Origin of the sequence: Desulfoglaeba alkanexedens ALDC (assembly GCF_005377625.1) — a bacterium.
In the GTDB taxonomy this organism is placed as follows: domain Bacteria; phylum Desulfobacterota; class Syntrophobacteria; order Syntrophobacterales; family DSM-9756; genus Desulfoglaeba; species Desulfoglaeba alkanexedens.
In genome coordinates this window covers 3,269,534-3,280,000 of record NZ_CP040098.1, presented here as the reverse complement: position 1 = coordinate 3,280,000, position 10,467 = coordinate 3,269,534, and the positions used below count along the sequence as shown (strand labels likewise).

Below are 10,467 nucleotides of genomic sequence, written 5' to 3'. Positions count from 1 at the left end.
GCAGCCTCGGAGTGAGAATGGCGGAGGTAGAGCGCTGGATGGGCTAGGGGTCTCACCGGATTACCAAACCCAACCAAACTGCGAATGCCGTCATATCGTCTTCGGGAGTGAGTCTACGGGAGATAAGTTTCGTGGACGAGAGGGAAAGAGCCCGGATCGCCGGCTAAGGTCCCCAAATGCGTGCTGAGTGGGAAAGGAAGTGGGAATACTGAGACAACCAGGAGGTTGGCTTAGAAGCAGCCATCCTTTAAAGAAAGCGTAACAGCTCACTGGTCTAGTGTTCCTGCGCCGAAGATGTAACGGGGCTAAGCACGCTACCGAAGCCGCGGGTCTGGAGACGTAAGTCTCCGGGCGGTAGGGGAGCATTGTGTAGGCCGATGAAGCCACGCCGTAAGGGGTGGTGGAGGTATCACAAGAGATTATGCTGACATGAGTAACGATAAAGCGGGTGAGAAACCCGCTCGCCGTAAGCCTAAGGTTTCCTGGGTAAAGTTAATCTGCTCAGGGTTAGTCGGTCCCTAAGCCGAGGCCGGAAGGCGTAGGTGATGGGAAACAGGTTAACATTCCTGTACCACCGCGCGAGCGTTTGAGCGATGGGGGGACGCAGAAGGGCAGGCCATCCGGGTGATGGACGTCCCGGTGCAAGCCGGTAGGCGGAAGGTCCAGGCAAATCCGGATCTTCATCAACGCCGAGAGGTGATGCCGAGGCCGCAAGGCCGCAAAGTGGCTGATCCCAAGCTGCCAAGAAAAGCCTCTAGCGAGTTCGCGAGGTGACCGTACCGCAAACCGACACAGGTAGGCGAGGAGAGCATCCTAAGGCGCTTGAGAGAACCCTGGTTAAGGAACTCGGCAAAATGACACCGTAACTTCGGGAGAAGGTGTGCCCTCGTTAGGTGAAGGAGCGAGCCTCCGGAGCCGAGGGGGGTTGCAGAGAATAGGGGGTAGCGACTGTTTACTAAAAACACAGGACTCTGCTAAGTCGCAAGACGACGTATAGGGTCTGACGCCTGCCCGGTGCCGGAAGGTTAAGGGGAGAGGTTATTCTTCGGAAGAAGCCTTGAACCGAAGCCCCGGTAAACGGCGGCCGTAACTATAACGGTCCTAAGGTAGCGAAATTCCTTGTCGGGTAAGTTCCGACCTGCACGAATGGCGTAACGACTTCCCCACTGTCTCGACCAGGGACTCAGTGAAATTGTAGTCTCGGTGAAGATGCCGAGTACCCGCGGCTAGACGGAAAGACCCCGTGCACCTTTACTACAGCTTGGCATTGGATTTTGGGCGTGTATGTGTAGGATAGGTGGGAGGCTATGAAGTGGGGGCGCCAGCTCTCATGGAGCCGCCCTTGAAATACCACCCTTACGCGTCTAGGATTCTAACCTTGGGAAGTGATCCTTCCCGGGGACAGTGCCTGGTGGGTAGTTTGACTGGGGCGGTCGCCTCCCAAAGGGTAACGGAGGCGCGCGAAGGTTCCCTCAGGCTGATTGGAAACCAGCCGTAGAGTGTAAAGGCATAAGGGAGCCTGACTGCGAGAGAGACATCTCGAGCAGGGACGAAAGTCGGTCTTAGTGATCCGGCGGTTCCGTATGGAAGGGCCGTCGCTCAACGGATAAAAGGTACGCCGGGGATAACAGGCTGATCTCCCCCAAGAGTTCACATCGACGGGGAGGTTTGGCACCTCGATGTCGGCTCATCGCATCCTGGGGCTGGAGCAGGTCCCAAGGGTTCGGCTGTTCGCCGATTAAAGCGGTACGTGAGCTGGGTTTAAAACGTCGTGAGACAGTTTGGTCCCTATCTACCGTGGGCGCAGGAACTTTGAGGGGATCTGTCCCTAGTACGAGAGGACCGGGATGGACGAACCTCTGGTGTACCAGTTGTCCCGCCAGGGGCACCGCTGGGTAGCTATGTTCGGAAGGGATAACCGCTGAAAGCATCTAAGCGGGAAGCCCACCCCAAGATAAGAGTTCCCCCGTCCCGCTTCGGCGGGACGCTGAAGGCCCCTCGTAGACCACGAGGTTGATAGGCCGGGTGTGGAAGTCCGGTAACGGATGAAGCTGACCGGTACTAATAGGCCGTGAGGCTTGACCATCCCTTTTCCCAAAGGAAAAACCCAAGCCGACCCCCGCCCCATACCGTTTACCCCTGTTCAGAACTGAATCCCCCCTTGGGCCGGTGACTCAAGCGAGGAGGAAACACCCGTTCCCATCCCGAACACGGAAGTTAAGCTCCTCTGCGCCGATGGTACTGCGCGGGCGACTGCGTGGGAGAGTAGGGCGTCGCCGGTCCATCTCCATGTTAAGCCCCCCGGGCACCGAAAGCCCGAGGGGCTTTTGTTTGGGGATCTAACTTCTTGTTCCCAAGCTCCAGCTTGGGAACACAACGGTGCAGAAGCTCCAGCTTCGATTCCCATGGCCCCGTTCCCAAGCCAGAGCTTCCGAACAAGTGGGAAAAATGTTGGTAGCGTAGAAAATAATAGACCTGATATTTGGTGCCGAATTCTACTTCCCCTCCCCTTGTGGGAGGCGATTAAGGGGAGGGGAGTGAGGTACCTTGGTTTCGCGTGCGGCTCGAAACACCGCCGCAGCGTCGCTCAGCCCGTAGCGCTCTTTTCGTCTCGCTCCGATTCGTCGGCGGGGGGCCGGCCCCGCTCCGGCACCCCTTGAATCCAGGCACCCTGGCTTTCGTTGATGATGTTCGCCACCATCTTGTACACCGTCCTCAAGGGAATGTCCGCCGGGCACGCTTCTTCGCACAGCCCGCAGTATACGCAGTAGCCCACCATGTGGACGGCGCGGGTGAGCAGGAATTCCGGGTTGGGCGGGGGAAGGCTGGTTCCAGTCCGCGGCACGAAGGTGTCTTCCTCCAAGGTGCATTCCTTGCAAAAACAGACCGGACAGACATTCCGGCAACCGTAGCACTTGATGCACCGTTCGAACTGTTCCTTCAAAAACCCCATGTCGCGCACGAAATTCCGGGGTGTGGCGGTGACCACTTTAGAGCTCGGTGGCACTTCCGGTTTCGTCCCCGCGACAGGATCTTCCGGGTAGGGTTTGAGGCAGCCGCAGCGTTCCGCCAGTTCCCCCGGGCAGCAAAAGCCGACGGTTTGTATGCGGTGAAGAGCGATTTGGCTGGCCTGCGCCAACTTCTGCAGAGCCCGCTCTTCACAGCCTCGAACCATGACAGCGAAATTCTCGGTCGGGTGCCGATGGTGCAGCCGCATGAGGATCTTGACCAGCGGGTAGCGTTCCGTCCCCACCCCGTGTTCGTCGCCGAGGGACAGGGCGTCCAGTTCGGCGGGATCCGTGAAAAGGTGAGGGCGTACATGGCGGCCGTCTTTTTTCAGAGCCAGGAAGCCTGCGCCCCGGCCATCCTCGAGCCATTTTTTGGCGTACGCGACGATTTGATCTTTCATGGTGTGTCCTTATTGTATTAGGGTAACGAGGCGTCCAAAACCGTGAGACCCTTTTGACCGAGGCGCCTGAACGCATGAGAAACGGGAGAGAAGCGCATGGCAACGGAACAAGGCATCGTGAAAACAGTCGGCCCCGGGAAGGCCTTCGTACAGATCCAACGATCGGAAGCGTGTTCCCGTTGTTCGTCCAAGGGAGCCTGCGGAATGCTTTCGAACAAGGAATTCGTGATCCCTGCCATCAACGAACTGGAAGCGACTGTGGGCGATCGGGTGGAGGTGAGCGTTCCCACCGATGTATTTCTCACCGCTTCGCTTCTGGTTTACTTCATCCCCGTGGTGGCCCTGGTGATCGGAGCCGCTGTGGGCTGGTGGGCGGCTCCCCGATGGGGAAAGGACCCCACTCTTTTTTCCGTTTTTTGCGCCGCCGGCGGCATGGCCCTCACCTTCATCGCCGTGAAGGCCGCCGATCGGAAACTGGCAGGCAACCAAAGGAACCATCCGCGGATCACGCGAATCATGCCGCAGAGCGTTCATCCGACGGGCGACGATAGCAGATGAGCCCGCAGCGGAGGCAACGGGCGGCTTCCCTGCGCGCCTGTTCTTCGCTGTATCCCAGCTCCACCTCGGCATCCGGGTGCATCAGCCGTTCCTCCAGCGGCAATTCCGGCATGGGTTCCCGCGGTGAACGCGGCACAGGTTCCAGGGCGTCCACGGTCAACACGTACGTCCGGCGGCGGATCATGTTCGGGGGCGGTTCCACCGCCTCCCCCATGAGCTTTCTGTGTACGGAAATGGCGCCGCGCCTCCCCGCTCCGATGGCCTCCACCACGGCCTTGTAATCGGTCGTCGCCTCTCCCGGTCGAAAGATCCCCACGTCTTCTTGGGCGAACGGCCCCGCATAGGGCACCACCGTTTCCCAGAGGACCTCGGTGGCGCTTTCCACCCCCGTTTCCTCATCGGCCTTGCGGGTCGCGTAGATCAGTTCGGGAAACCGGCCGGCGCCGGTGATCAGGGTGTCCACTTCCAGCCGCTCAGCAGGCGATGTCTCCCGAAGTCTTTCCAGGCTGTCCGTAGCTGAACCCGCTTCCAATCGAGCGAGTTCCACGTGGGTGAGTCGCGAGTCGGTTCCCATCATTGAAAGCAGGGCCGATCGGTAATGCACGTGGATGTTTTCGCGTTCCGCCGCCTGGAGGTCTTCGGGACCGAAGGGAAGGTCCTCCGCGCGTCCTCTAAACACCACATGGACCGTTTCCGCTCCCAGTTCCCGGCACATGCGGGCGGCGTCCAGCGAAGCGTTGCCGCCTCCGACGATCATGACCTTCTTTCCGACCTCGATCTTCTTTCCGGAAAAAGAAGCTAAAGTGAAAGGAACCAGCAGCCGAACCCCCGGCAGGACCTCCATGGGCTCCTGGGTGAGTCCCGAGGCCACCTGGGTATCCCAGCCTCCGGTGGCGACGAACACGGCCGAAAATCCCTGCCTCAGCAGTTCGGCGATGGTGAAGTCCCTCCCCAGCTTGTGGTGGGTCCGCGCTTCCACTCCGGCTTCCAGAATGCCTTGAATCTCCCAGTCCAGTACGTCCTTGGGGAGCCGGGAATCGGGAATGATGGTCTGCAGGAGCCCGCCGAGTTTGTCCATGGCTTCGAAGACGGTGGGTTCGTGTCCCAAACGCGCGAGAAAATACGCGGCGGTAAGGCCTTCGGCGCCTCCACCCACGACAGCCACCCGATTTCCGGTGGCAGGCGCCTTGACGATGGGAAGCCGCCGGCCGCTTTTCATTTCGTAATCGGCGGCGAAGCGCTTGATGTGGTTGATGGCCACCGGTTCATCCACGAGGTTCCGGCGGCATTCGAATTCACAGGGATGAACACAGATGCGCCCGCACACGAGCGGCAACGGATTCTTTTCCTTGATCACGCGGACGGCTTCCAAGTAGTTACCTTGCGAAACGGCGTAAATATAAGCTGGAATATCGATGCCGGCCGGGCAAGCCCGCTGGCAGGGAGCCGTGCATTCTTGCGTGGTGTATTCTTGAGTGATCCGCCGCGAGTTGGAAGACAGCGTGATGATGTGCTTGGGGCAGACGCGTTCGCAGGTGCCGCATCCCGTGCAGAGAGCTGTGTTCACCACGGGGAGTCCGTCCGGACCCATGGAAAGCGCGTTGAAGGGACACGCCCGCACGCAGGTCCCCAGACCCAAACAGCCGATGGGGCATACCTTGGATCCCCCGGAAAGAAGGGCCGCTGCGCGGCAGTCGTTCACACCGTCGTAGATGTACTTGAGATCGGCGGCATCGGGGCCGTAGTAGCAGCCGGGGCGGGCGATTTGGGGTTCCACTTCCTTGACTTCCACCCCTAGGATCTGCGCGACGCGCGCGTGAACGGCCGGGCCGCCGGCCACGCAGATGTTCGGGGGCGCCTTCCCAGTTGCAATGGCTTCCGCGGCTGCCGAACAACCCGGGAAGCCACAGCCGCCGCAGTTCGCGCCGGGAAGCGCCTCTTCCACGGCCGTGATCTTGGGGTCCACGAAAACGTAGAAAACTTTCGAGGCGACCGCCAATCCGAGCCCTGCGACGAAGCCGATACCTCCAATGGCCAAAACCGCTGACAGCATGGTGTACTCCGTAACCGATTCTGAATCGGCGCGCGCCGGCGCGCGCCTGGGTCTCCAAACGGCTAAAGTAGAATGGTTCCCCCAAGCGAAGTCAAGTGGGCCGCCGGCTGCGTCACACCATGCCGATGAAGCCCAGGAACGCCAGAGCCAGGAGTCCGGCCGTGATGAGCCCGATGGGCATGCCCCGGAGATGCCGGGGAACGAAGGCCACCGCCACGCGTTCGCGGATGCCCGTGAGCAGGATCAAGGCCAGGCCGTAGCCGACCGCCGATGCAAAGGCGAAAACCAGAGTCTTGACGAAGTCGAAGTCCTCTTCGACACCGATCACCGCCACGCCGAGAACGGCGCAGTTGGTGGTGATGAGCGGGAGAAAAATCCCCAGCGCCCGGTAGAGAGTGGGAATGGACTTCTGTAGGAACATTTCGACCAATTGGACCAGGGCGGCAATCACCAGGATGAAAGCGATGGTCTGGAGGTATTCCAACTCAAAGGGTTTGAGAACGTACTTCGAAACCAGCCAGGTTATGCCCGCCGCCAAGGTTATGACGAAAACCACCGCCATGGCCATGCCCGTGGCGGTGTCCATGCGGTTGGAGACCCCGAGGAACGGGCAGTTGCCCAGGTAGCGGGCCAGAATGATGTTGTTGACAAAAACCGCGCTGACGATGAGCAGCCAGTATTCGGACATGGTCAAAGCATCCTTGTCTACATCGGGTTCGTGTAGCGTTCAGCCAAAACACCGGGACAAGCCCATCCCGTTAACCCTTCTTGGCACTGATGAGGTTCATCCCGGCCAGAATCAAAGCCAGGCACAAAAAGGCACCCGGCGGCTTGAGCATGATGCTGAAGGGGAGGAACGCCTCGCCGCCCATGGGCACTCCGAAGATCGAGCCGCTTCCGATCAGTTCCCGAAGGCTTCCTAGAAACGTGAGTGACAATGTGAACCCGAGCCCCATACCGAGGCCGTCGGCGATGGAGGGAAGGAGGGTGTTTTTCGAGGCGAACGCTTCGGCACGGCCCAGGATGATGCAGTTGACGACGATGAGGGGAATGAAGATGCCGAGAACCTTGTACAGCGGGTAGAAGAACGCCTGCATGACCAGTTCGACGATCACGACGAACGAGGCGATGATCACGATGTAAGCGGCGATGCGCACCTTGTTGGGGATGACCTTTCTCAGCAACGAGATCAGAAAATTAGAGCACACCAAGACGAAGGTGGTGGCAAGGCCCATCCCGAGACCGTTCTTGGCGGCGGTGGTGACGGCAAGCACAGGGCAGAGGCCGAGTACCAGCCGGAAGGGCGGCACCTCCTTCCAGAGACCCTTGGTAAACTCTTTCACCACACTCATGGCTCTAAAGTACCTCCTTTTTGACCTTGGGGAAGAGTTCCACGGCCTGCTTCACCGCCGTCAGCGCCGCCGCGCTGGAAATCGTCGCCCCGCTGATCCCGTCGATGGCGCCGCCCTCAGAGGAAAGTTTCAGCTGGTCGGGTCCTTCGAGTCCTTTGAACTGGTCGGTGAAGGCGCTTTCGGTGATGCGGGCCCCGAGGCCCGGGGTTTCGGTGTGCGTCATGACGCTCATCCCCGTGATTCTCCCGTCGGGGGCGAACCCCACCATGACCGATACGGTGCCGTGGTACCCGGTGGCTTCCGCATCGTAGGCTAACGCGATGATTTCGTCTCCCTTCTTGGCGGGAAACACTGTCTTTTCGACCGGCTTTCCCTTGTCATCGGTCCCAACCGCCACCACGATCTTGTCGGTGATGGGATCGTTTTCGTAACCTTCGGGAAGAACGGCATTGAGCGACGGTCCCTTGACGTATTTGAGCAGTTGGTATTCCCGCGGCTCTCTGGTCGCTTCGTTCACGTAGGAAAGGACCAGCCCGGAGGTTCCGGAGATCGCCGTGAGGACGACTACCATTCGGATGAGGTCACGCAACTTCTTTCACCCTCCCTATGACCTTGGGGCGCAGCCGATCCAGGATGGGCGTCATGCCGTTCATGAGAAGGATCGCGAACGGAACCCCTTCCATGTACGTGCCCCAGATGCGAATGATCATGGTGAGACACCCGCAGCCGATGCCGTAGAGGATCATTCCCGGCACCGTTACGGGGCAGGTCCCACGTTCCGTGGCGAGAAAAAACCCTCCCAGCATCACCCAGCCCGAAAGCACATGGACCAGCGGGGGGGCGGAGGCTGCGGGATCGAGCTTCCAGCTGATGAAGGCGAACACATACGTCGAAAGGACGAAAAAGACGGGGATGTGCCAGCGGATCACTCTTCGGGCCAGTAGGTAAAGCCCGCCCACGAGCACGGCCAGGACGGAGGTGGTTCCGGCGGTACCGGGAACGTTGCCAAGAAAGAGATCCATGAGCGGAACGTCCTGCAAAATGGCCAGCCCTTCGGGTCCCGGGTAAAGTTTGAGGGTGTCCTGCGGCGGGTATTCCAGGATGCCGCCGGGCGCCAGCAGGCCCCTAGGTTCCGCCGGCGGAAAGTATTCGAGGAGCACTCCATACGAAATGAACACGAACGCCCAGCCCACCAGCACGGAACTGAACGGATGACTACCGACCCCGCCGTAAAGTTCCTTTCCGACGATGATTGCCGTGACCGTTCCCAGGACCGCGCACCACCAGGGAACTTCGGGCGATAAGACAAGGCCCAAAAGAACCCCGGTCACCACGGCACTTCCGTCGGCGGCGTAGACCGGTCTTCGAAGCGCTTTCAGCCAGAGGGCTTCCGTGACGGGCGCCGTGACGGCACAAAGGGCCACGATCCACACCGCCCGGACGCCGAAGAAGAACCATCCCGCGAAAATGCAGGGAAGGAGAGCGATGAGCATGTCGGTCATCATCCGGCGGATCGAATACCCCGCATGCACATGCGGCGGCATGGATACCAAGAGATCAGGGCGCTTCATGACTCCTTCCTCATCTGGATGAGTTCATGCTTTCCGTATCGCAGCAGGTGAAGCATAGGGCGGTTGGCGGGGCACACGTAGGCGCACAGCCCGCACTCTATGCACTGGAACAGGTGCTGGCGTTCGGCTTCTTCGAATCGGCCGAATTCACAGTATTTCCCCAGTTCGTTGGGCATGAGGTTCACCGGACACCGATCCACGCAGTTGCCGCAGTTGAAGCAGGCGCGGTAATTGTAGCCGGCGGCTTCCCCCGGGCCGAGAAAGAAGACGGATTCCACGTCCGAGGTGAGGGGGACCGACAGATCGTGTTGGGCATAGCCCAGAAAGAGCCCGCCTGCGATCACCTTCGAAGGCGCCCCATGGGGTCGTTCCGTTTGGGCCGTGAGTTCCTCCAGCGGCGTGCCGGTGGTAACCTCGTACACGGTCATCATCTTGCGCGAGGGAACAGCGAACTGGAGGAAAGCGGTGAGCGGCGCCGTTCCCGTCGCCATGGACCGGCTCAGAGACACTGCGGTGCACACGTCCAGCACGGCGCATCCGAGCCGACGTGTATCGCCTTCCGGCATGGGGACTTCCTTTCCGGTCACCGCCTGCACCAGGAGCGGTTCCAGGGCGATGGGATACTTGCAGGGCAGCCGCACGATGTCCACGCCGGCCCTCTGGAGCGCTTCCTGAAGATCCCTCGGAAGATCGCTTCCCTGGTACCAGGCGAAGACAATGCGCCGAGCGCCCGAAAGGGCCCGGAGCTGCGGCACCGCTTCAGCCAGCTCCCGAAAAAAACGCCGCGCCACGGTCCGCCGAAGAAGATCACCCGGCTGGCGGTCCAGCGCGTTCAGGATAAGGGTTTCCAGCGGGCGATCGAAGGGAGGATCCGTGAGATCCAGCGCCTTCGCCGCCACTTCCGGCGACGCCAGGCGGGCTGCAGGAGGCCAGGGATGGGGATCCACTTCGGGGGGAGCCACCGACGCCAGAAACCGCGCAAGGGCCACCGGATCGTCCAGGGGCGGCTTTTCCGATGCCGGCGGTTCTTGGGACCCGTTACCGACAATGACGAGCGCCGGGCCCTTTTCTCCGGTATGGCGGTACTTGTCTCTTATCCCGTCAACACGGCCGCTGATGGGAGCGTAAACGGCCGGGAGCCGCAAATCGGGCCTTTCGGCGACCCGCTGGCCGGCCCGGACGGTCTCCCCGTCCGAGACCAGAGGCGTCGCCTTGCCCCAAGGTCCCCCGAGAGGCAAAACCACGCGCCGGGGGGTAGGAGCCGAGACCACGGCCGGATCGGCGGAGGGCACGGCAACGGCGGTGCTTCGGATCGTGGTGAGCTTCATACGCCACCTGACGACATGGGACAAAGGTTGGATGGATGGTATGTGAAATGAGTAACATTGGCCGCCGAAGAAAAGACGCGGTCTTCCACCGAGATCCTTCCTGCCTGACGGACGGCCCCTTCGGTGCTGTCCTATCGACATCAAGGCGGGTTATAGTGAATCAATGCGGCGCTTGTCAAGAAGATTTGAGAGGAAT

Annotated in this window: 8 protein-coding genes and 2 rRNA genes (1 of these 10 running past the window's edge); 3 read left to right on the top strand and 7 right to left on the bottom strand. The window is 60.5% G+C overall.

Annotated features, from left to right (window positions below; genetic code table 11):
* Positions 1-2,086: ribosomal RNA gene (locus FDQ92_RS14680) — 23S ribosomal RNA — on the top strand (it extends 914 nt beyond the left edge of the window).
* 79 nt (positions 2,087-2,165) lie between these two features.
* A 5S ribosomal RNA gene (rrf, locus tag FDQ92_RS14675) occupies positions 2,166-2,282 on the top strand.
* Between the two features lie 305 nt (positions 2,283-2,587).
* Here the strand turns inward: rrf and FDQ92_RS14670 are convergent.
* Positions 2,588-3,409, bottom strand: coding sequence for a 4Fe-4S binding protein (locus tag FDQ92_RS14670; RefSeq protein WP_137425586.1), 822 nt, complete (start codon positions 3,407-3,409; stop codon positions 2,588-2,590).
* A 96-nt stretch (positions 3,410-3,505) separates the two neighbouring features.
* On the opposite strand from FDQ92_RS14670, the gene FDQ92_RS14665 reads away from it, so the two are divergent.
* Positions 3,506-3,967: a SoxR reducing system RseC family protein gene (locus FDQ92_RS14665; RefSeq protein ID WP_137425585.1), complete on the top strand. Its 462-nt coding sequence runs from the start codon at positions 3,506-3,508 to the stop codon at positions 3,965-3,967.
* Here the strand turns inward: FDQ92_RS14665 and FDQ92_RS14660 are convergent.
* The 6 genes from FDQ92_RS14660 to FDQ92_RS14635 all read right to left on the bottom strand — a co-directional run bounded on the left by FDQ92_RS14660 (position 3,924) and on the right by FDQ92_RS14635 (position 10,271).
* Positions 3,924-6,020, bottom strand: a complete 2,097-nt coding sequence (locus FDQ92_RS14660) for an RnfABCDGE type electron transport complex subunit B (protein WP_137425584.1) — start codon at positions 6,018-6,020, stop codon at positions 3,924-3,926. The genes FDQ92_RS14665 and FDQ92_RS14660 overlap by 44 nt on opposite strands.
* Before the next feature lie 112 nt (positions 6,021-6,132).
* Entirely contained in the window at positions 6,133-6,708 is a 576-nt protein-coding gene (gene rsxA, locus FDQ92_RS14655; RefSeq protein ID WP_137425583.1) for an electron transport complex subunit RsxA, read from the bottom strand.
* Positions 6,709-6,778: 70 nt separating this feature from the next.
* Positions 6,779-7,372, bottom strand: coding sequence for an electron transport complex subunit RsxE (rsxE, locus tag FDQ92_RS14650; protein ID WP_137425582.1), 594 nt, complete (start codon positions 7,370-7,372; stop codon positions 6,779-6,781).
* 4 nt (positions 7,373-7,376) lie between these two features.
* Positions 7,377-7,961 (bottom strand): RnfABCDGE type electron transport complex subunit G, encoded by a 585-nt coding sequence (locus FDQ92_RS14645; protein WP_137425581.1) that lies wholly within the window; start codon positions 7,959-7,961, stop codon positions 7,377-7,379.
* Entirely contained in the window at positions 7,954-8,943 is a 990-nt protein-coding gene (locus FDQ92_RS14640; RefSeq protein ID WP_137425580.1) for an RnfABCDGE type electron transport complex subunit D, read from the bottom strand. The genes FDQ92_RS14645 and FDQ92_RS14640 overlap by 8 nt, the downstream gene beginning before the upstream one ends.
* Positions 8,940-10,271: a 4Fe-4S dicluster domain-containing protein gene (locus FDQ92_RS14635; RefSeq protein WP_170180397.1), complete on the bottom strand. Its 1,332-nt coding sequence runs from the start codon at positions 10,269-10,271 to the stop codon at positions 8,940-8,942. Before FDQ92_RS14635 ends, FDQ92_RS14640 begins: the two co-directional genes overlap by 4 nt.
* Between the last annotated feature and the right edge of the window lie 196 nt (positions 10,272-10,467).